General features: G+C 62.6%; 16 protein-coding genes and 1 tRNA gene. 9 read left to right on the forward strand and 8 right to left on the reverse strand.

Annotation, left to right across the window (positions count from 1 at the left end; all coding sequences use genetic code 11):
- Window positions 1–339: 339 nt before the first annotated feature.
- The 3 genes from AC04SI_RS18885 to AC04SI_RS18895 all read left to right on the forward strand — a co-directional run bounded on the left by AC04SI_RS18885 (window position 340) and on the right by AC04SI_RS18895 (window position 6563).
- On the forward strand, window positions 340–4017 hold the full coding sequence (locus AC04SI_RS18885; protein ID WP_488474645.1) for a S8 family serine peptidase: 3678 nt from the start codon (window positions 340–342) through the stop codon (window positions 4015–4017).
- A complete protein-coding gene (locus AC04SI_RS18890; protein WP_404276680.1) occupies window positions 4010–5545 on the forward strand; it encodes an MBL fold metallo-hydrolase in 1536 nt (511 codons plus the stop codon). The genes AC04SI_RS18885 and AC04SI_RS18890 overlap by 8 nt, the downstream gene beginning before the upstream one ends.
- A gap of 445 nt (window positions 5546–5990) precedes the next feature.
- A complete protein-coding gene (locus tag AC04SI_RS18895) occupies window positions 5991–6563 on the forward strand; it encodes a hypothetical protein (protein ID WP_404276678.1) in 573 nt (190 codons plus the stop codon).
- A gap of 148 nt (window positions 6564–6711) precedes the next feature.
- Here AC04SI_RS18895 and AC04SI_RS18900 read toward each other — a convergent pair.
- Window positions 6712–6786, reverse strand: a tRNA-Val gene (locus AC04SI_RS18900).
- 136 nt (window positions 6787–6922) lie between these two features.
- The gene (locus AC04SI_RS18905) at window positions 6923–7606 is read right to left on the reverse strand and encodes a phosphoglycolate phosphatase (RefSeq protein WP_488474646.1); all 684 of its coding nucleotides are present in this window, start codon (window positions 7604–7606) and stop codon (window positions 6923–6925) included.
- Between the two features lie 462 nt (window positions 7607–8068).
- Here AC04SI_RS18905 and rpiA point away from each other — a divergent pair, with 462 nt between their 5' ends.
- The 3 genes from rpiA to gor all read left to right on the forward strand — a co-directional run bounded on the left by rpiA (window position 8069) and on the right by gor (window position 10912).
- Window positions 8069–8800 (forward strand): ribose-5-phosphate isomerase RpiA, encoded by a 732-nt coding sequence (gene rpiA, locus AC04SI_RS18910; protein WP_404276674.1) that lies wholly within the window; start codon window positions 8069–8071, stop codon window positions 8798–8800.
- Window positions 8787–9401, forward strand: a complete 615-nt coding sequence (locus tag AC04SI_RS18915) for a DUF2059 domain-containing protein (RefSeq protein ID WP_488474647.1) — start codon at window positions 8787–8789, stop codon at window positions 9399–9401. Before rpiA ends, AC04SI_RS18915 begins: the two co-directional genes overlap by 14 nt.
- A gap of 119 nt (window positions 9402–9520) precedes the next feature.
- The gene (gene gor / locus AC04SI_RS18920; protein ID WP_488474648.1) at window positions 9521–10912 is read left to right on the forward strand and encodes a glutathione-disulfide reductase; all 1392 of its coding nucleotides are present in this window, start codon (window positions 9521–9523) and stop codon (window positions 10910–10912) included.
- Between the two features lie 63 nt (window positions 10913–10975).
- On the opposite strand, the gene mgtE is transcribed toward gor, so the two are convergent.
- Both mgtE and AC04SI_RS18930 read right to left on the reverse strand, forming a co-directional pair.
- Window positions 10976–12340 (reverse strand): magnesium transporter, encoded by a 1365-nt coding sequence (gene mgtE, locus AC04SI_RS18925; protein ID WP_404276668.1) that lies wholly within the window; start codon window positions 12338–12340, stop codon window positions 10976–10978.
- Between the two features lie 387 nt (window positions 12341–12727).
- Window positions 12728–14626 carry an ABC transporter ATP-binding protein/permease gene (locus AC04SI_RS18930; RefSeq protein ID WP_404276666.1) on the reverse strand — a complete coding sequence of 633 codons (1899 nt, stop codon included), beginning with the start codon at window positions 14624–14626 and terminating at the stop codon, window positions 12728–12730.
- A gap of 582 nt (window positions 14627–15208) precedes the next feature.
- On the opposite strand from AC04SI_RS18930, the gene AC04SI_RS18935 reads away from it, so the two are divergent.
- On the forward strand, window positions 15209–15643 hold the full coding sequence (locus AC04SI_RS18935) for a hypothetical protein (RefSeq protein ID WP_404276664.1): 435 nt from the start codon (window positions 15209–15211) through the stop codon (window positions 15641–15643).
- 1 nt (window position 15644) lies between these two features.
- Here AC04SI_RS18935 and AC04SI_RS18940 read toward each other — a convergent pair whose 3' ends face one another.
- Window positions 15645–16325 (reverse strand): DsbA family oxidoreductase, encoded by a 681-nt coding sequence (locus AC04SI_RS18940; protein WP_488474649.1) that lies wholly within the window; start codon window positions 16323–16325, stop codon window positions 15645–15647.
- A gap of 24 nt (window positions 16326–16349) precedes the next feature.
- Entirely contained in the window at window positions 16350–18170 is a 1821-nt protein-coding gene (locus AC04SI_RS18945) for an extracellular solute-binding protein (protein WP_488474650.1), read from the reverse strand.
- A 290-nt stretch (window positions 18171–18460) separates the two neighbouring features.
- Between AC04SI_RS18945 and AC04SI_RS18950 the strand changes: the two genes are divergently transcribed.
- Window positions 18461–19090, forward strand: coding sequence for an invasion associated locus B family protein (locus tag AC04SI_RS18950; protein WP_006199773.1), 630 nt, complete (start codon window positions 18461–18463; stop codon window positions 19088–19090).
- Window positions 19091–19152: 62 nt separating this feature from the next.
- Here AC04SI_RS18950 and hspQ read toward each other — a convergent pair whose 3' ends face one another.
- Window positions 19153–19476, reverse strand: a complete 324-nt coding sequence (hspQ, locus tag AC04SI_RS18955) for a heat shock protein HspQ (protein ID WP_192181119.1) — start codon at window positions 19474–19476, stop codon at window positions 19153–19155.
- A 218-nt stretch (window positions 19477–19694) separates the two neighbouring features.
- Entirely contained in the window at window positions 19695–20906 is a 1212-nt protein-coding gene (locus AC04SI_RS18960; RefSeq protein WP_488474651.1) for a UbiH/UbiF family hydroxylase, read from the reverse strand.
- Between the two features lie 102 nt (window positions 20907–21008).
- Between AC04SI_RS18960 and AC04SI_RS18965 the strand changes: the two genes are divergently transcribed.
- On the forward strand, window positions 21009–21896 hold the full coding sequence (locus AC04SI_RS18965; protein WP_488474652.1) for a DUF2182 domain-containing protein: 888 nt from the start codon (window positions 21009–21011) through the stop codon (window positions 21894–21896).
- Window positions 21897–21911 lie beyond the last annotated feature (15 nt).

Genomic DNA, 21911 nt, shown 5'->3' on the forward strand with positions numbered 1-21911 from the left:
AGCCGTGCAAATGCTTAGGTGCTCAAAAAAACCCGCCTTGGAGCGGCTGCCTTTTTTCGAAGTCTGGGAAACTGGGGTCGAAGCAGCCGGCCGAAGTGGAACCCCTGGCCACATTCGTGCGGAAGCTGCCGAGCATCTGTGAAGTCCGTCACAGAGACACCTGTCGAATGGCGCGATTGTCATGCAGCCGGCAATCGGCAATATTTGAATGACGAACGATCCTGGAACATAAGCCGGCGCAGCATCAGTTGTTTGGCGGTTTTTCCACCCACACTTGCCAGGATCTGACAGTCGAGACTACGATTTCTACTTCAACCGATTGGGAAAGTGGAGCATGCCATGGCGACGGCAGCGGGACTCCTGATCAAGGTGCGCGGCGATGGTGCCGGTTTTGCCGCGGGCAGCCGGTCATTGCGCCTCGGGGCGGTCGACGTCGAGCCAATCCTGCGCGTGCCACCGGGCGCTTCGGGCGGCAATCTCGGCGCCGCTGCCGATCCAGGCGCGACCTGGCTCAGGCTGAGCGCCAAGGCCAGTTCGGGAAATCCCTGGAACGATGCCCATGCCCTTGTCGGCCAAGGCCAGGCATTCGCGGCGGCAGGCGGCCCTGAAGTCCTGGCCGTGGAGCCGGACATCGTCGAGCACTGGGACTACAAGGACGCCAATGGCGACCGCGGCATGGCAGCGAGCGCCAGTCCGGTCTGCACCTTCGACGACCAGGATCCGTCAGGCGGGCAGGCCACCAAGCCGGGCGTCGTCGCCTGGAATGCCGGAGCGGCCTTCAGCCAGTTCGCCACCGCCCGCGCCAAGGTCGGCGCCAAGCAGGCCAAGATCACCATCGCCCATCTCGATACCGGCTTCGATCCGGGGCATCGCACCTTGCCCGCCGGACTGCTCACCGCGCAGCAGCGCAATTTCGTCAATGACGGTGCCGGCCCGAACGACGCCACCGATCATGCTCCGCCAGGCGGCCTCGCCAGCAATCGCGGCCACGGTACCGGCACGCTCAGCCTGCTCGCCGGCAACAAGCTCGACGGCACCTCGCCGAACTGGCCAGGCTTCAAGGATTTCGTCGGCGCCGCCCCCCAGACAAACATCATCCCGGTGCGCATCGCCGACTGGGTGGTGCGGCTCACCACCGGCACCATGGTGCAAGGCATCGACTATGCTCGCGCGAAAGGCGCGCAGGTGCTGTCGATGAGCATGGGCGGCCTGACCTCGCAGGCGCTGGTCGATGCGGTCAACCTTGCCTATGACAACGGCGTCGTGATGGTCACCGCCGCCGGCAACAATTTCACGATCACGCCACGAAGCATCGTCTTTCCGGCCCGCTACAATCGCGTTCTGGCGGCCTGCGGCGTGATGGCCGACGGCCGCGCCTATTCCGGCCTGAGCTTCGGCACCATGCAAGGCAATTACGGGCCGCAATCGAAGATGAAGACGGCGCTTGGCGCCTATACGCCGAACGTGCCGTGGGCCGAGATCGACTGCGCCAAGATCGTCGACATGGATGGCAGCGGCACATCGGCGGCAACGCCGCAGATCGCCGCCGCGGCAGCACTCTGGCTGGCCGAGCACTGGAACGTCGTGAAGAATTACTCGCAAGCCTGGATGCGCATCGAAGCAGTCCGCTTCGCGCTGTTTTCAGCGGCGTCGAAGACCACGGCCAAGATGGGGGCGGCAGAGACGTTGGAAAAGATCGGCCAGGGCGTGGTCCGGGCGGATGCCGCGCTTTCCATCATGCCCCCGGCGGAGAACAAGCTCCGCAGATTGCCGCCGGCCGAATATTCCTGGGCCTGGCTCGATTTCATCACCGGTGGCGGCAACTCCGTGGCGGCGATGTCGCCCGCCGACATCTTACATCGGAAAATGCTGGCGTTGGAACTGACCCAGATGGCACAGCGCGTCGCGTCGGTCGACCAGGCGATCGCCGATCCGGATGTCGACCCCAGCAAGATCTCGGCCGCCGCGCGCAACCGCTACCTGGAAGCCGCGCTCGATGACGGCAATCCGTCCGGGCCGCTGCGGACCTTTCTCGAAGGCGCGCTGGGACGGCCGGGCGCCAGCCCTCCTGCGCCGGCGGCGACGAAACCGGCACCGCAGATCAAGCGCAAGCCGCGCGCGCTGCCGCCGCCCAAGCGCCGCCTGCGCATCTATGCGCTCGATCCTTCCATCGCCAAGCAGCTGGATTCAATATCCGTCTTTCAGGCGACCCTTTCCGTTCCCTGGGACGACGAGCCGTCGACGGCCAAGGCGTTGCTGCGCGGTCCGGTCGGCGAATATCTCGAGGTCATCGACATCGATCCGGCATCCAACCGCGTCTACGACCCGGTCGACCTCAACGACAAGATCCTGCTCGCTCAGGACGGTCTGCCGCCCTCGGAAGGCAATCCGCAATTCCATCAGCAGATGGTCTATGCCGTCGCCATGACCACGATCGGGCATTTCGAGCGCGCCCTGGGCCGCCGCGCGCTGTGGGCCCCGCACTATACCGGCAAGGTCGGCAGCCGTGGCAGCATGGCCATGAAGGCGCATGAAGTGCCGCGCCTGCGCATCTATCCGCACGCGCTGCGCACTGCGAACGCCTACTACAGCCCCGACAAGAAGGCGTTGCTGTTCGGCTATTTTCCGGCCGAGAGCAAGGACGGCGACGTCACCACGCCGGGCACGACGGTGTTTTCCTGCCTGTCGAGCGACATTGTCGCGCATGAGATGTCGCATGCGCTGCTCGACGGGTTGCACCGTCTTTTCGAAGAAGCATCCAACCCTGACGTGCCGGCCTTCCATGAGGCCTTTGCCGATATCGTGGCGCTATTCCAGCATTTCACCCTCAAGGAGCTGGTCAGCTTTGCGATCGCCAAGGCGAAGGGTGATGTGTCCGTTGCCACGCTTTTGTCCGGCATCGCCGCGCAGTTCGGCGAGGGCAGCGGCCGCGCCGGGCCACTGCGCGACTATGGCGGCCCCGGCATGGCCGCGCTCGACTACGCCAAGACCTTCGAGCCGCATGACCGGGGCTCGATCCTGGTCTTTGCCGTCTATCAGGCGTTCCTGGCGATCGCCGACCGCCGCACCGACGATCTGGTCCAGCTGGCGACCGGCGGCACCGGCGTGCTGCCGGTCGGCACCTTGCATCCCAGCCTGGTCGAGCGCCTGACCGACGAGACCGCCAAGATCGCCCGGCAGATGCTGACCATGTGCATTCGCGCGCTCGACTACTGCCCCGCCGTCGACATCACCTTCGGCGAATATTTGCGCGCCCTGATCACGGCCGACATCGATGCCTTCCCCGACGACCCGCTCCACTATCGCCTGGCTTTCATCGAATCCTTCCGCAGATGGAAGCTTCTGCCGCGCGACGTGCGTACCATCTCGGAAGAGACGCTTGCCTGGAGCGAGCCCGACGATCCGTCACCTCCCTGGCTGCAGGGGCTGCTGGACGAAATCGACCTCGGCTGGAACCAGCAACTCGATCGCTCCGAGATCTTCTCCCTCAATGAGAAGAACCGCTATGCGATGTGGCAGGCGATGCACCGAACCTTTACCGCCCATCCGACCCTTCACAAGGAGTTCGGACTTCTGCCCGACCTGCCGCGCTATCGCGACGACGGCACCCTTTTGGCCAAGGCAAAAAAGGGCGAGACCACCTTCAGTATCCTCGGCGTGCGTCCGACCCGACGTGTCGAACCCAACGGCTCGTTCCGTACCGAGGTCATCGCCGTCATCCAGCAGCGCATTCCGATCGATTTCGAAGGCAAGCCCATACCGAACGGCGTGAAGGCGGGCGACGGCTTCATCTGGTTCCGCGGCGGAGCGACGCTCATCATCGACCCGCGCAAAGGCAAGGAAAGCATCCGCTATTCGATCATCAAGAACACCGGCAGCCCCGAACGGCGCAAGCGCCAGGCCGAGACCGCGACCGCGAACTACCTGTCGCCGCTGCGAGCGCTTTATTTCGGCAACGAGGTTTCCGAGCCCTTCGCCCTCCTGCATGCCAGCGATGGAGATGACGATCATGTCTAGGAAGCCGGCAACAAGAACCAGGCGGCAAGAAGCGGCGGATGCGGCAGTGGCAAGGGCGATAAAGCCCGCCGTGACGGTCCGGCACTATTGCCAGGGCATCGGCGACTGCCACCTGCTGAGCTTTCCAACGCCCGACGGCTCACTGTTCCGCATGCTGATCGACTGCGGCGTTCATGTGTCGATCAAGGGTGGCCCGGCGCTGGTGGCGGACATAGTCGCCGACATCGAGAAGGCGACGGATGGCGGCAAGATCGACGTCCTCGTCGTCACCCATGAGCATTGGGACCATGTTTCGGGCTTCCTGACCTCGAAGGACCTGTTCGCGGGCTTTGAGGTCAAAGAGGTATGGATGGCATGGACGGAAAACCCGGCCGACCAGCAGGCCGTCGAGCTCGACAAGTTCAAGGCCTCGGCCCTGACGGCGCTGCAAGGTGTGAGCCAGAGGCTCGATGCCGCCCAGGAGCCGACCGCTCATCTGGCAGGCATTCGTGACGGGCTGCGGTCGGTGCTCGGCTTCCAGTTCGGCGCCGCCGGCGAAAGAGTGCGCTCGGCGCGAGACGCAGCGGCCGGTCTTTCGAAGACCAGGCCGACCTATCTCGAACCAGGCAAGCCGCCGCTCTCGATCAAGGAACTGCCCAATCTGCGCATCTACGTGCTTGGTCCGCCTCGCGACAAGGCGGCACTTCGGCTCGAGGAGAGGGCGGGCGAAATGTTTCCGCTTGCCAGCGGCGGTCCGTTCGCTCGGGCGCTTGCCGCGGGGCTGAAGATGAACGACGGAACCGGCGATGCAGACTATATCGATGAGCTCAGCCCGTTCGAGCGCCACGTCGGCACGGAACTGTCAGCGGCGCTGAACGGCGACAAGGGCAGTGATCCCAGGATCGATATCGGCGCCTTTGTCCGCGAGCACTATGCGGGGCCGGTCTCCCATCCGGCGCCAACGGAGGACCCCGACCAGTCGTGGCGCCGCATCGACGCCGACTGGATGGGGATTGCCGCCGACCTTGCCCTGCAGCTCGATCGGGGCGTCAACAACACCAGCCTGGTCCTGGCGTTCGAGTTCACCGACAGCAACAACGTGTTCCTGTTCCCGGGCGACGCGCAGATCGGCAACTGGCTGAGCTGGAAGGATTTGAAATGGCAACTGGAGCAGACGACGGTGACGACAGCCGACCTCATGGCACGCACGGTCTATCTGAAGGTCGCCCATCACGGCAGCCAGAACGCCATGCCGCAAAAACAGGGCATCGACCTTTTGACCAACGCCGATCTTTCGGCCTTCATCCCGACCAACCAGGATGACGCCAAGAAAGTCCGCTGGCACGAAATGCCCTACGACCCCATCCTGACCGCGCTAGCCGCCAAGGCCAACGGCCGCGTCATCCGCTCCGACGACAAGTGGCTGGCCGACAAGAACGGCAAGCCGCCCTTCGCCACGCCGTCCGGATCGATCCGTGCGGTGCGACACGCGCCACGCGATAAGGCTCGCGGGGAGGGTGGGCTGTGGGTGGAGGTTGATCTCGTTTGAGGCGGTATTATTTGGCGTGAGCGACCGCTGCGCCTTTGATTTCTGAAGGCGCATTACCACATGCGCAACGTGTGGCTAGCCTAGTAGCGCTAGGCCTAGATAGCACCTCTACCCTAACCATGTGTCTCTTCGGTCTACCATTTCTCCTGATTACGCTTGTCAGTCAGCGCCTTGCATTCGCTGAAACCAGAAAGGAAGCTCTAATGGATACATCGACCAAACGTGCCAAACCGAGCCTGCTCAAAACTTCGATACTAGCGGCAGTCGCAAACGTGGGGGCATCATTGGTTGGGGGTGTCGTGCTACTACGCTAGCCACACGCGATGTTTTCATCGAGTATACCCCGCTTCGGCGGGGTTTTTCGTTGCGGAGGTCAAGACCGGCAATCGGCGGGTGCTGGAATACCTGCTCGACCCGCTGATGGAGATGACGGATGAGGCGTTCCATGAACGGTAAAAACGCGTTCTTGAAAATCTTGCATGTCTCCACTCTGACCCTGGCGCTCGGCTGCGATGTTTTCGGACAACAGTGTCTGGCGCGAAATCGCGAGGCAAATTATTCGGATTTCGACGAAAAGGCATTCGAAAACATGGTTCTATCAGATAAATGCGACGAGGCATTTCGCTTTATTTGGCATAGGGTGGCCACAGGTGAGGTTCGACCGACAGAAATACTTGAAAATTATATAGAGAATGGAATAATTATTCTACCTAATTTGAAAAATTACAATATGTCTAGTGCAAAAGTCTCTTTGATGCTTCAAATGAAGGTTTTTGGCCGCAGCAGTCGTGGAAGAGATGATAGATTGATGCATCGCTTGTCGTCACCGGAGATTACGCAACCTGAGGGCAAAAAAGTAGGAGCGTGCCTGGCCGCCTCTAAAGGCTCTGGCGAAGCCGTGCAGGAATGCATCGAGAGCGCAGAAACCGTGGGCGTAATCGACGATTTCATGAATTTCTACTTCTATGCCGACAAAGCAATGGACAATGCCGTTACGGTGCAGTGCGGGAGGAATTAAATATGTCTGATCTGCTCCCATCAAGAAAAATGACTCGCGGGCTACGACGGCGAAGCTGCGGACGAGGTTTTTGGGGCACGCCGACGCCCTGGCGGAAGCCGATAGTTGTGCGGAAGGGAAAACGATCACTGCTAAGTGCTTGAAAAGATGGTGGGCGATGCAGGGATTGAACCTGCGACCCCACCCGTGTGAAGGGTGTGCTCTCCCGCTGAGCTAATCGCCCGCTCGTTGCCCGAAGGCCAAGCGAGCCGCGATATAAGGGAGGCTGCCTCGTGAAGTCAAGGCGATGTGCCACCATTCCGCACGGACTGAAACGTGGCAAGGCCGGGCAGGCGCCGGAGGCTGGTTGCGTTTGTCGCTCAGCCCTCGGCTGCGGCGATCAGCCGTTCCGCCAGATCGAGCGTCAGCGTGTCGAAATGCGAAATCACCGCCGACGGCTCGAATTCGCGCACATGGCGGTCGGTGTAGCCGAAATCGACGGCGACGACCGGAATGCCGGCGGCCTTGGCGGTGTCGATGTCGGTCTGCGAATCACCGACCATCAGCGCCCGATGCGGGTCGCCGCCGGCCAGCTTGATGGTTTCAGTGAGATGGCGCGGATCGGGCTTGCGGAAGGCAAACGTGTCCTGGCCGGCGATCGCCGCGAAATGCTTCGCCAGGCCGAGCGCCTCGATCAGGGCAACCGAATTCGCCTCGTATTTGTTGGTGCACACGGCAAGCAGATAGCCGGCCTTCTCGAACCGGGCGATCGCCTCGACGACGCCGGGGTAGGGGCGCGACTTGCCGGGGATGTTGTCGGTGTAGTGGTCGAGGAACAGTTTCAGCAACCGGTCATGCTCGTCCGCCGCCAGCGATCGCCGCTGTGCTGCATGGGCGCGCTCGATCATCACCCGGCCGCCATGGCCGACGTAGCGCTTGAAGCCGGCCTCATCGACGGCCGCCAGTTCGCTGGCGGCGAGACTGTGGTTGAGGCTGTCGAGCAGATCCGGCGCCGTGTCGACCAGCGTCCCGTCGAGGTCGAACACGATGATCGGTCTGGTCATGGCCTGTCCTGTGGCGATTGCATGCCGGCAGGCGATAGCGGCTGCGGCGCGTCAAGGCAAGCGGGCTGGCAAGCAGTCGAGGCATGCAGACCCACCGGATTCGCGGCGAGCCGCCAGAAATGAAAAAACCCGCCACGGCGGCGGGTCGTTGGCGCAAATCAGCACCATGGACAGATATGTAGCATACCTGCTGTCACCGTGTCAACGATTTCAAGGAAGATATTCCTATGAAGGCTGCCCACGCATCGCTCCCTGCGCGTCGCCAGGCGTTACGCTGCTGCCAAGGGCTTTGACCAGACGGGGGCTTTGACCAGACTGGCAAAAATGTTAGGAGCCCGAGACGCTAGAGCAGTTCACCGTTTCATGGAAACGCCGAACCGCTCTATCTCTTTGTTCTACGCAATTCCGGACGGAAAACCGTTTCACACTTTTCCTGGAATTGCTCTAGGGGGCAGCAGCAGCATGGATGCGAGGCAATTGAAGGTCGAGGCCGCGCGGGCAGCCCTTGCTCATGTGAGCGAAGGCATGCGGCTCGGCATCGGCACCGGCTCGACCGCCGAGGAGTTCGTGCGGCTGCTCGCCGAAAAGGTCGCCACCGGCCTCACCATCGTCGGCGTGCCGACGTCGGAGCGCACCGCCGCGCTCTGCCATGAGCTCGGCGTGCCGCTGTCGACGCTCGAGGAAACGCCTGAGCTCGACCTCACCGTCGACGGCGCCGACGAGGTCGACCCGGCGCTGACCCTGATCAAGGGCGGCGGCGGCGCGCTGCTGCGCGAGAAGATCGTCGCGGCGGCATCCGGGCGCATGATCGTCATTGCCGACCGTTCGAAAATGGTCGAGACCCTCGGCCGTTTCCCGCTGCCGATCGAGATCAATCAATTCGGCCTGCGGGCGACCGAAATTGCGGTTCGTGCAGCGGCCAAAAGTCTCGGTCTTTCCGGTCCGATTACATTGAGGATGACGGGGAGCCAGCCTTTTGTTACAGACGGCGGCCATTTTATCCTCGATGCATCTTTTGGCCGCATTCCGGATACAAGAGCGCTTTCGAATGCTCTCCACGCCATACCGGGCGTCGTCGAGCACGGTCTTTTCATCGGGCTGGCGTCAGCGGCCATCATCGCCGGCGGCGACGGCATCCAAACCGTCCATGCCGCCCGAAAACCAGGGAGTTCTACCGACCATGATGTTGCATAACCGGGTTCGCAGCCTTTCGGCCATTCTGGTGGCTTCGGCCGTTTTCGCGTTTTCTTCGCCTGTCTTCGCGCAGGACGTGACCGAATCGCACCTGAAGGCAGCGCGCGCCGCCGTCGCCGCGATCCACGCCACCGACCCGTTCGACAACATCCTGCCGCAGGCCGCTGCCGCTCTCGAACAGCAGCTGATCCAGAAGAACCCGGACATGCAGGAACTGATCGGCAAGACCATCACCGACAAGGCGGTGGCATTGGCCTCGCGCCGCGCCGACCTCGAGAAGGAAGCAGCGCTGGCCTATGCCAAGGTCTTCTCCGAGAAGGAACTCAACGACATCGCCGCTTTCTACAGCTCCGACTCCGGCAAGAAGCTGCTTGACAGCGGCCCGACCGTGACGCGCGACCTGGTGAAGGCCGCCGACATCTGGCAGAACGGCCTTGCCCGCGATCTCGCCCAGCAGGTCGGCGAAACGCTGGCCGCGGCGGCGAAGGCCAATGCACCGGCAGCGCCCGCTGCTCCCGCAGATGCCAAGGCCCCTGCGGCTCCTGCTGACGGCGCTGCCCCAGCCGATGGCGACGCGCCCGCCGACAACACGCAGAACTGATTTGCCTTTCCAGGCGGCCGGATGGCCGCTGGACCAGAAAGCCCGGCTTTGTCCGGGCTTTTCTTTTGGTGGTTGGCGGCATACCTGTCTCAAACATTTTTGAATGCAAGGATCTGCGCATGGCCGGCTACGACTACGATCTTTTCGTCATCGGCGGCGGCTCCGGCGGGGTGAGGGCGGCGCGTGTCGCGGCCGCACTTGGCAAGCGCGTCGGCATCGCCGAGGAATACCGCTATGGCGGCACCTGCGTCATCCGCGGCTGCGTGCCGAAGAAGCTCTTCGTCTATGCCTCGCAATTTCCCGAGCATTTCGCAGATGCCGCCGGCTATGGCTGGACGGTGCCCGAGGCCAGCTTCGACTGGCCGACGCTGGTCGCCAACAAGGACCGCGAGATCGCCCGGCTCGAGGCCATCTACGAGAAGAACGTGAAAGGCGCCGGCGGCGAGACCTTCCATTCGCGCGCCATGCTGCTCGACCCGCATGTGGTGCATCTTCTCGGCGAGGATCGCACCGTCACCGCCGACCAGATCCTGATCGCCACCGGCGGTCGCCCGGCGCCACATCCGGCACTCCCCGGTCACGAGCATTGCATCTTTTCAAACGAAGCCTTCGACCTCAAGAAACTGCCGAAGGCGATCATGATCGAGGGCGGCGGCTATATCGCCGTCGAATTCGCCAACATCTTCCATGGGCTCGGCGTCGACACCACGCTGGTCTATCGCGGCAAGGAGATCCTGTCGCGCTTCGACATGGACCTGCGGCGCGCGCTGCACGAAACCATGGAGAAGAAGGGGATAAAAATCCTCTGTCACGCCGTGTCGGAATGGGTCCGCAAGCGGCCGGACGGGCGGCTGGACGCTTTAGTCACCGGCGGCAAGGTGCTGACGGTCGACCAGGTCATGCTCGCCATCGGCCGCATCCCCAACACCGAGAATATGGGGCTGGAAGGCGTCGGCATCGAGCTCGGCCAAACCGGCGCCATTGTTGTCGACCAATACTCCCGCTCCAACATCGACAACATCTGGGCGATCGGCGATGTCACCAACCGCGTGCAATTGACCCCGGTGGCGATCCACGAGGCGATGTGTTTCATCGAGACCGCCTTCAAGGGCAATCCGACCGCGCCCGACCACGACACCATACCGACGGCGGTGTTCTCACAGCCCGAGATCGGCACCGTCGGCCTGGCCGAGGACGAGGCGGTCAAGCGCTTTTCCGACGTTGAAATCTACCGTGCCTCATTCCGCCCGATGCGGAACACGCTGTCCGGCCGTGACGAGAAGATGCTGATGAAGCTGGTGGTCGACGGCGCTTCGAAGAGAGTGCTCGGGGCCCACATCCTCGGACCCGACGCCGGCGAAATGGCGCAGCTTCTCGGCATCCCGCTGAAGGCCGGGCTCACCAAGGACGACTTCGACCGCACCATGGCCGTGCATCCGACGGCGGCGGAAGAGCTGGTCACCATGTACAAGCCGACCTACCGCGTGAAGGACGGCCAGCGCGTCGATTGACGCCTGTCTGACAACAGCCATCGCGGCAACAGGATTGCCGCGATGGGAGTGCTTGACGTTTGCCTAGAGCAGCGTGCCGCGCAGGATGACCAGCGCCACCGAGAAGTAGATCACCAGGCCGGTGACGTCGACCAGCGTGGCGACGAACGGCGCCGACGCGCTGGCGGGATCGAAGCCGATGCGTTTCAGCGCGAATGGCAGCATCGATCCCGACAGCGAGCCGAAGGTGACGATGCCGACCAGCGCCGCGCCGACGGTCGCCGCGATCAGCTCCCAGTGCGGGCCGTAGTCGTAGAAGCCGAAATACTGCCACAGCGTGATGCGGCAGACGCCGACGACGCCGAGGATCGATCCCAGCACAAGCCCGGTCGGCAGTTCGCGCAAGGCCACCCGCCACCAGTCGCCAAGGCCGATCTCGCGCAGCGCCAGTGCGCGGATGACCAGCGAGGTCGCCTGCGAGCCGGAATTGCCGCCCGAACTCATGATCAGCGGGATGAACAGCGTGAGCACGATTGCCTTTTCCAGCTCGCCTTCATAACTCTGCATCGCATTGGCGGTCAGCATCTCGCTGATGAACAGCGCGCAGAGCCAGCCCGCACGTTTCTGGATCATGGCGAGAAAGCTCATCTTCATATACGGCTCGTCGAGAGCCTCCATGCCGCCGAAACGATGCACGTCCTCGGTCGTCCCCTCGACCATCGTGTCGATGATGTCGTCGATGGTGACGATGCCGAGGATCTTGCCGTGGTCCACGACCGGAACGGCGAGCAAATCGTATTTGGAGATCAGCTGCGCCACCTTTTCGCTGTCGGTGAGCGGCGAGACCGTCACCGGCACGCGATCCAGCGCGACATCCATCACCAGATCTTCCGGCTCGCCGGTGATCAGCCGGCGCAGGCCCGTCGAGCGCACCAGGACATGCGTCTCGGGATCGACGATGTAGATCGCGTAGATGGTCTCGCGCGTCCGCTCGACCTTGCGGATGTAGTCCAGCGTGCGGGCCACGGTCCAATCCGAGGGCACGCTGACGAACTCCGTCGTCATCAGCGACGCCGCGCTGCCTTCGGGATAGCCCAGAATGGCAAGCAGCGTGGCGCGCAGCGGCGGCGCGAGTTCGACGAGCAGTTCGGAACGCGCCGGTTCTTCCAGCTCGCGCAGGATATCGGCGGCGCGGTCGACTGACATGGCGGTGAGCAGCTTGCCGGCCTTGGCGCGCGGCAGCGCCTCGACAAGCTCGGATGCGCCGTCGAGTTCCGGCTGGTCGAAGATCTCGACCAGCCGCTCGAACGGCACTTCGCAAAGCAGCTCGATCGCCGTTTCGCGCGGCTCGTGGTTGAGCGCCTCGACAACGTCGGCGACGTGATCGTTTGCAAGGATACGGGCGATAGCGACGGCCTCGTCGCCCGCTACGGGGGAAAGTTCGTTCATTGGTTCACTCCTTGCCGTCCGGCAGGACGTGAACCGCTCAGGTCACGTCTAGGCGGACGGCGGTTGCGTTCGACTACTGTCGCCAGGCATGGCGCGGTGACCTTTCTGCTCGCGGGCTAGCGCATGACCCCGAAAATCGGTTTCGATTTTCGGAAAGGATCATGCGCAAATTCTAGGTTTCTACAGCGTCCTTTGCGCGTCCGAAGTGACGCGCGGCGCTGTAGGTTGAATTCTGCGAGCCGGCGCAACATAGGAGCGCCTCTTGCCGAGTCAATCGCGGCAAAGGGCAAAAACGACACCGGAGGGCGAGATCGCGAGACTGTGATCGCCGCGCGAGGTCGAACTACCGCGGCTGATGCCGGCGGGCAAGGATGCGCGGTGGCGGGGCTATTTCTGCTTCAGCCGGCGCGGGAAGCGCAGCCATTTGTCCTCGACCGGCCTTGGGACCGGCCTTGGCTGTGCGAGGATGGTGGTGAGTTCGCGCGGCAGGCTTGGAGCCAGCGGCTTCTTGGTCGCGACGCCGTCCGAGATCGCGACCACGCTGTGATAGAACTCGGCGCCGGACAGCGAGCGCGGCGGCGTGGCCTCGTGCATGACGCTGATCACCGTGACGTCTGGGCAATTGTCCTTGATCGCCTGGTGGAAGGCGATCTTGCCTTCGGGATCGAGCGCGCCGGTTGCCTCGTCGAGGAACAGCAGCCCAGGCTGCTGCAGGATGATGCGGGCGACCACCAGCTTCTGCTTCTGGCCACCTGAAAGAACCTGGTCCCAGTTCTTCCCTTCGCGGCTTTCATCGGCCAGGTGCTCGATGAAGTCGCCAAGGCCGGCCTTGTGCAAGGCCGATGCGACCTGCGCATCGCCATGATCTTGCTCGGAGCCGGGCAGGCAGACCAGCTGCTTCAGCGTGACCTGCTGCAGCTTGACCTCCTGGGCGGCATAGAAACTCCTGATCCCTTCCGGGAAGACGATGGTGCCGCGGCCATAGGGCCACAGGCCGTTGATCGCCTTGATCAGCGAGGTCTTGCCGCAGCCCGATTCGCCTTTGAGGAACGTCCATTCGCCACGCCGGAAGCGCAGGTTCGCCACGCTCAGGAATGGTGTCGCGTCCTCGCCCTGATGTGCCAGTTCCAGCTTCTGGATGGTCAGGCCGAAAACCGGGTTCTGGCGGTCGTAGCGGAAGTCGGAACGGCCGGTCTGGCTGTAGAACTCCTGCGGCTGCTGGACGTTCTCGATGGCGTTCGCCAGTTCGGTCACACGCTGGCTGTTGGCCCGCAATGTCGCGATATTAGGCATGACATGGATGAACCATGAACACTGGCTGATCAGCGAATTGACCAATTCGGAGCCGGTAATGTAGCCCTTGAGATCGAAGCCGTTGTGGATGAACGGAACAAGGCCCGGCCCATAGGCGACAATGCGGGCACCTATGAAATTGTAGATCAGCTCGAACGAATTATAGCTGGTGTTGACGATGTTCAGTCGCGCCCAGGTGCGGTCGATATCGACATAGAGCCGGCTGTGCATCGACTTCTGCACATTCTCGCCTTGCGAGGCGGCGACATGGAAACTGCGGCGCAGGAAGGTCGTCAGTTCGCCGCGATAGCTGCCTTCGGACTGCTGCATCCTGACGTTGAGACGTTCCAGCAATCTGCCCAGCTTCACCGCGATCCAGGTGTTCAGCGGCACATAGGTGGCGACGGCCAGGAAGGCCAGGATCGCGCTGCCGTAGCTGCCGAGGAACTCCAGTCCTCTCACTTCCACCGAGGTCTCAAGCAGCTTCTGGCCGACGAAATAGAGTGACGTGGCAACAGCCAGGACGCCCATGGCGAGGCCGATGGCTCCGCCGGTCATGTCCTTGATCGATTCCTGGATGCGCTGGTCGATGTTGTCGGGAGCCGCGTTGCCGGACGAACCATGCTGGGCGTGGAAATGCGTGTGATTGGTGTCGAGCAGCGCTTCGTTGAAGCGGCTGTCCAGCCAGCCGCGCCATTTGCGATGCAGCGTCGCCGAAACGAGGCTGCGGATGCCGGTAAAGCCCGCATCCTTGAGGATGACCAACAGGACCAGGATGCCGGCGTTGGTCAGCAGCGACTTCAGGGGTGCGGTATTTGCGGCATCGTGGAAAAAAGCGATCGAATTGACCAGTTCACCCGACGCTTCGGCGAACCACACGCCCGATTTGCTGGACAGCGCCGTGAGCAACGCGATGACGAGGGTGAGTGTCCAGGCTTCCTTCCAGCGGTCGGAGAACCAGTAGGCCCGCATCAGCCCCCAGAAGGTACGCATCGACGACACCGGCGTCAGGGGCGAAGGCCTTGCGGCCTCGCTAGGTAGTTCTGCCGGTACTGTACGTCGTGGTCTGCCGACCCGAATCACGATCCCGCCTAAACCTTTTTTAGTTTTGTTACGGATAGTAACACCAATTGATCATTTTCTATTAATTTTCTCCCACCCTCTGTGAACACGCGCACGCAACGTTGCCATGGAGCAACAGGTCGAGCTGCGGAAGCAGCGCACAAAAACCGGATTATTGGTAGTTATTCCAATAGGTTGAGCAGCCATGGCGGCGGCCGTATTTACCTTCCCCAAGGGAAGCTTCTCACACGATTTTGTGAACCTTTTCGCCTTGCCGAGCGGCCGATTTTCCTACGAAGGACTGACTGGCAGGTCCCCCAATCGGCTATCCCCGACCACTCCAGCAATACTCTCGTGATGACTCGCGGGCAGCCGAGCCTGCATCGATTCGTCTCGCACGAAGCGTTTTAGGGCGCGGGCAGTTCGCGCCTTCCCAGATGCACGGCAAGCCGCGTTTGACAATGCAGCCGTGCGGATTGAACCTGATCCACACATTTGGCTTAGGGGTCTTCCATGTCTGCACGTACATTTTCAGTCGCGATGCTCGTGGCCTTCGCCTGGATGCCTCTGGCGCATGCGGGTAGCCAGACCATTCCGGCGAGCGCCGAAGGTCAGATCGAGTTCAACACGCCATCAGGCAATATCGGTTGCATCTACACGCCGAAGGGCGGCACCAGCACCTACCAGCCGCAGGACGGCGGGCCGGAACTGAGCTGCTCGCGCGTCGAGCCGAGTTACGTCACCGTCATTCTTGGGCCAAAGGGACCGGCGACGCTGATCAAGAACCCCGGCGAGCAGGGCTGCTGCAGCGACGTCGCCAAGCTGGCCTACGGGAACAGCTGGAAGAAGGGACCGTTCTCCTGCCAGTCATCGACCAAGGGGCTTACCTGCGGCAGCAGCAATGGCCATGGTTTCTTCGTCAGCAAGGCCAAGGTGACGGTCAAGTAGGCTAGCTCGCCGTTTCCAACTCGCCCCGCGCCTTGGCCGCTGCGACCTGGCGGATGGCGTCGGCAAGCGTCTCGGCGTCCTGTGCGCCCATCACAGCATATTTGCCTTCGAGCAGGAAGCACGGCACGCCGGTGATGCCCATGCGCGAAGCAGTTGCGATTTCGGTGCGCACCGCCTCGACATCGGCGTCGGTCGGCAGCAGCGTTTCGACCACGGAGGCGTCCATGCCGGCTTCGCGTGCGGCTTCGACCAGCACGCCATGGTTGCCGATGTTGGCGCCTTCCTCGAAATTCAACTGGAACAGCCGGCGCACCAACCGGTTCTGCACGGCATCGCCGGCAGCACCTGCCCAGCGGATGACGCGGTGGGCGTCGAGTGTATTGGGCGCTACCTTGATGGCACTGAAGGCAAATCTAATCCCTTCCGCTTCGCCGAGAGGCTCGATGCGGGCATGGATCTCGCGGATACGTTCCTCGCTGCCGAATTTGGCCAGCATGTAGGCGCGGCGATCCTTGCCTTCGGGCGGGATGGTCGGGTCGAGCTGGAACGGCCGCCAGCGCACATTGACGTCGATGTCGCTGGCGGCAGCGATCGCCTTGTCGAGACGCTTCTGGCCGATGAAGCACCACGGGCAAACGACATCGGACACAACGTCGACCGTGATCGAGTTCCCGTCGCTCATCTTCATCTCCTGTCTGGAAGGATCTCAGTTCGCCTTGCGCCACCAGGTCGGCAGTTGATAACCGAATATGGGCGTCTTTTGCGGATGTTCCAGGTAATTCCAGTAGGCAATCCACTGCTGGTCGTTGTGCTGCATCGGCACCATGTAGTTGCCGGAGATCAGCAGCCGGTCGAGAACGCGCACCGCCGCGACATAGTCTTCCCTCGAACGAGCCCTCAGCATCGCATCGATCGCCGCGTCCACGGCCGGATCGGCGACGCCGGCAAGGTTGAACGAGCCTTCCGCTTTGGCGGCGGCAGAGCCCCAGCGCCCGATCTGTTCGATACCCGGCGACAGCGAGTTGTTGAAGCCGCTCGAGCCGATCAGCACCTCGAAATCGAAGCGCTGCTTGCGCGACTGGATCTGGTCGCCATCGAGGCTGCGGATGGTGACGTTGATGCCGATCTTCTCCAGCGTGCGCTGGTAGATCGCGGCGAGGCGCTCTTCATCTTGCGATGAAGTCATGATCTCGAAACCGAAGGGTTTTCCCTCGGGATCGAGCATGGTCCCGTCCTTGACGCTGTAGCCTGCGGACTTCAGCAGGTCGAATGCCGCCTTCAGTTCCTTGCGGTCCTGGCCCGAACCGTCGGTGACCGGCGGTCGCCAGCTGCCGTCCATGACGTCGGCCGGCACGCGGCCGGGGTAGGGCGCCAGCAGCGCCTTCTCCCTGTCGTCGGCGGGATGACCGAGCGCCGAAAGCTCGGAATTCTGCCAGTAGCTCATGGTGCGGTTGTATTTGCCGGCGAACAGGTTCTTGTTGGCCCATTCGAAGTCGTAGAGCATTCCCAGGGCGCGCCGCAGGACCGGATTGGAAAATTTCTGCAACCTCGTGTTGAACAGGAAGCCCGTCACCACCGGCGGGATGCCGGTGTCGAAGGTTTCGGCCACCACATCGCCCTTGCGAAAGGCCGGAAAGTCCATGTCGCGCTCGCGCTTGACCGGATCGGTCTCGTCGTCAATGGCGCAGATGCCTTTCTTGAAGGCCTCGGTCTTGGCATTGGCGTTCAGGAAATACTCGATGGTAATCTGGTCGTAATTGTCGAAGCCGCGCTTGGCGGGGACATCCTTGCCCCAATAGTCGGGATTGCGCTTGAACACGATGCGCTGGCCGGGCTGCACCTTATCCACCGTATAGGGTCCGCTGCCGATCACCGGCTTCAGCGTCGTCCTGTCGAACGTCTCCTTGTCGAAGGCGTGCTTCGGGATGATCGGCGTCAGCGCGATGATCAGCGGAAACTCGCGGTCGGCTTTGTCGTTGAAGGTGAAGCGCACGCTGTGGTCGCCCGTCTTTTCGAGCTTGGCGGTCTTGGCCATGCGGTCGCTGTAGGGCGGCCGTCCCTTGTCGGTGAAGACATCGTAGGTGAACAGCACGTCTTCCGGCGTCACCGGCTCGCCGTCCGACCATTTTGCATTCGGGTTGAGATGGAATTCGATCGACTTGCGCTCCGGATCCATGTCGGCGCTGTCGGCGAGCAGGCCGTAGAGGCTGAACGGCTCGTCGAAATTGCGCTGCATCAACGGCTCGAAGACGAGGTTGCCGTAGATCGTGTCCATCATGCCGCGTGCCGTGGTGCGCAGGCTTTTCAGGATGAACGGGTTGAGATTGTCGAAGCTGCCGACCACGCAATAGGTGATGCTGCCGCCCTTCGGCGCATCGGGATTGACGTAGTCGAAATGCTGATAGTCAGCCGGCAGCGCCGGCTCACCCTGCATGGCGAGGGCATGCCTCGGTTCTGACACGGCCGGCCGGAGCGAAACGGTCAGAAACGAGATCGCGGCGATCAGCCAAACGAGAACGCGGCCCATGACCGTCTCCTTGCAGGCGGCTTTGTGATTCGCTGTGCACCCTAGAGCATTTCAAGCAGGGATTGAATCGCTCTGCGGGAGAAGAGTTCGGCCTGCGGCGAGCGCTCCGACACAGGGGCTGCCCGTGTCATCTTCGCACCAAGAATCGCGGAGAACGGGCTGGATTCGACATCGCTGGCAGTGTAACACGCGCACCGAAGTCATGCTGTTGCCTCATTTCGGCAACAGGTAGCTGGGACCACGCGGCACGAAGCGGCCGGTTCCGGGATCATTGAGAGGAAGTACACCATATGAAGAGCCTGAACAGCAACGCATACCGCCTTTCGGTCATGGCCGCGGGCGTGGTCGGCTTTCTGGGCGCTGAGCTTCCCGCTGCTTCGGCACAGCAGCAACAGCAGATTCCGCAGGGCTGGTTCAAGGCCTGCACCAAGCAGGAAGATGTCGATATCTGCAACGTCCAGAACATCGTCACCGCCGGCAACGGGCAGCTGGTCACCGGCGTCAGTCTGATCGAGCTGAAAGGCAAGGTAAACCGCAAGGTGTTCCAGGTGACGGTTCCGACCGGCCGTCTGGTGCCTCCGGGCATCGGCCTGCAGATCGACACCGGCAAGGCGCAGAAGCTCGACTACGTGATCTGCTTCCCGGACCGTTGCGTGGCCGAAGTGCCGCTCACCGACCAGCTCGTCTCGTCCTTCAAGAAGGGCCAGGCAATCACGCTTACCTCGGTCAATTTCCAGAACCAGCCGAACCCGATCAAGGTTGCGCTGACCGGCTTCAGCGGCGCCTATGACGGCCCGCCGCTGCAGCAGTCGGACATCGAGGACCGGCAGAAGAAGCTGCAGGACTTCGTGGCCAAGAACAACCAGGACTTCGCCAAGAAGCTCAAGGAAGAGCAGGACAAGGCCAAAGCCGCCAACTGATCGCCGGGACAATCTCGAGTCATGAAAAAAGCGGGGCATGCCCCGCTTTTTTGTTGCCCGCGTCAGTGTCTCAACTGACGTTTCGGCTGGTAGCGGCCGTCGGGCCGCTTGTCGAACATCTCGCCGATCTGCGGATGCCGGACCGGTTCGCCCGACTGGTCCTCAAGCAGGTTCTGCTCGGACACATAGGCGATGTATTCCGTCTCCGAGTTTTCGGCCAGCAGATGGTAGAAAGGCTGGTCCTTGCGCGGCCGCACGTCGGCCGGGATCGCCTCGTACCACTCCTCGGTGTTGGCGAATTGCGGATCGACATCGAAGATCACGCCGCGGAACGGAAACAGCCGGTGGCGGACCACTTGTCCGATCGAGAATTTGGCCGTTTTCATCGTACTCACCACTTAAGTCTTCAAAGCGCCGCAAGGACGCCCTAAGACCTTGAATCTACACATCCCGCCACCAAAATCGAGCCCGACTTTAGGGTGGGTGCTTATTTGGCGCAGACGCCCGGTCAATTCAATCCCGAAGCGCTTGACGTCCGATCAAGCAACGGTCCTGCCGGCAAAGAGGTTTCGGGACGGGGCAAGAATGTCCGATGTCGGCCTGGTTACCGGCGGACCTGTTTCCTGAAGCCCCCAGTGAGCGCCTGGAAACCACTGCCCGGCCGCAGCCCCTCACGCATGAAGAAGGCGCGCAGCGGTGCGAAGCTGCCAAGCACGCTGAGACCGGCACTGCGCGCCATCTGCGCCGGCAGCATGTCCGACAGCAGCGACCTGTTGAGCAGATTGACCGCACCGCTGCGCGCCAATATGTCGGGCCGCCGCCTGGAATCATAGGCCGCAAGGCTCATCCTGGAGCCTGGATCGGTTCGATTTTCGCAAGCGATTCCAATCAGGTCGTCGATATCCCTGATACCGAGATTGAGACCTTGTGCGCCGATCGGCGGGAAAACATGCGCGGCTTCACCGACCAGCGCGACGCGGTTCTGCGCGAAACGCCCAGGTGACGCCGCCGACAGAGGGTAGACCTGCCGGCCAGGCTCGACGGAGACCCGGCCCAGCATCGACTGCATCTGCTCTTCGACGCGCTGCGAAAGCGTGTCGTCATCGAGTGCTGCAAGCTCTTTCGCCGTCTCCGGTTTCACCACCCAGACAAGACTGGAACGATTGCCGGGCAGGGGAACCTGCGTGAACGGACCGGTTTCGGTATGGAATTCGGTCGAGGTGAAGGCATGCTCGCTGCGATGGCCGAAATTGAGGACGAGCGCTGCCTGCGGATAGGGCCGCACGGAGGCCGGGATGCCTGCCGCCTCGCGCGCCGGCGATAGGCGCCCATCGGCGGCAACCGCCAGCGATGCCGAAATCTCGCTGCCATCAGCCAATGTCGCGTGCGCATGGCCGGCGTCGAGGCGCCAGTTGTCTACCATCGACTTCCGCCAGTCGATGCCGGAATGCGCGACAACCGCTTTGGCAAGGGCGGGGAGAAGAACACTGTTGGGCAGGTTGAGGCCGAACTGCTCCTCGCCGATTTCCGTCGCGCGGAAGGTGACCGTCGGACTACGGATCAGTCGGCTGGTCGCATCGACGATGCGCATCACCTTCAGCGGCGCCGCCTTCGGCTTGAGGTCGGCGAGCACGCCCAATCGCTCGAGCACCGCAAGGGCAGGGTTCATCAGGGCGGTGGTGCGACCATCGGCACCGGCTGCTTCCGGGCCGACCAGCGTCACCGGAAAACCTGCTTCGGCAAAGCCGAGCGCGGCGATCAGGCCGGCCGGGCCGCTGCCGGCTACCAGTACCCGCGCTGTTTCCTGATGGTCCAATTTCGGCTTCCGGATCGCAATTGAGGCCCAACCGGCCGCCAATCTGTATAGGCCCGATCATGCGGCTTGATCAACGCGGCGATTCGGCCCATTTCGATTGCCATGAGCGACGACTTCAGCCATCTCGACCGGGCCGGCCGCGCCGCGGCAAGCGTCGCGCGCGATTCCCGGCTGGCGGTGACCGTCAGCGTCGGCATGGGCATCGCCCTTGCCTGGGCCATTCTCGGCGCGATGGCGATCCGCGGCGCCGAAAGCCGCTTTGCCGGCGCCGATGCGCCCGGCGATACGGTGCTCAGATATCTGCCGCGGCTGCCGCTGCCGGATTTTCTCGACCGGTTCTTTGCTCTTTGCCTTGCGCCTGCACCGCTTGCCGGAGCGGCAGCGATACAAGCCCTGGCGCTGACGTCGATGTGGTTCCTGATGGCGGTGGCGACGATGCTGCCCTCGGCGGCACCCATGATCCGCACCTATTGCGAGATCGCCGACACGGCGCGGATCAAGGGCGAGCCGGTCGTCCAACCGCTTGTTCTGGTCGCCGGCTATCTCGGCATATGGCTGGTTGCGTCGACGCTGTTTGCCGCGCTGACGCTCGGCCTCCACGCATTCGCCGCGTCCGGGCAGATGCTCGATCCGGCGGTTGGAATTGCCGGCGCGCTCGCCCTGCTGATTGCCGGCCTCTACCAGTTCAGCGGCCTGAAGGACGCCTGTCTGACAAAGTGCCGGAACCCGTTCTCGATCCTGTTTGCCAACTGGAGCGCAAAACCCTTGCGCATCTTCAGGCTCGGCATGCAGCAAGGCGTATGGTGCCTTGGCTGCTGCTGGGCACTGATGCTGGCGATGTTCGCCGTGGGCGCCATGAACGTCTTCTGGATGGCGCTGATCAGCCTGTTCACCCTGATCGAAAAACAGACAGCGGGCAGGATGCCAAGCCGGGTTGCCGGTGCGATACTGCTTGTGTGGGCAACCGCGCTGCTATTAGTCTCGGCCTGAGGGGGAGAGAATTCG

This window comes from Mesorhizobium sp. CNPSo 4689 (genome assembly GCF_057784325.1).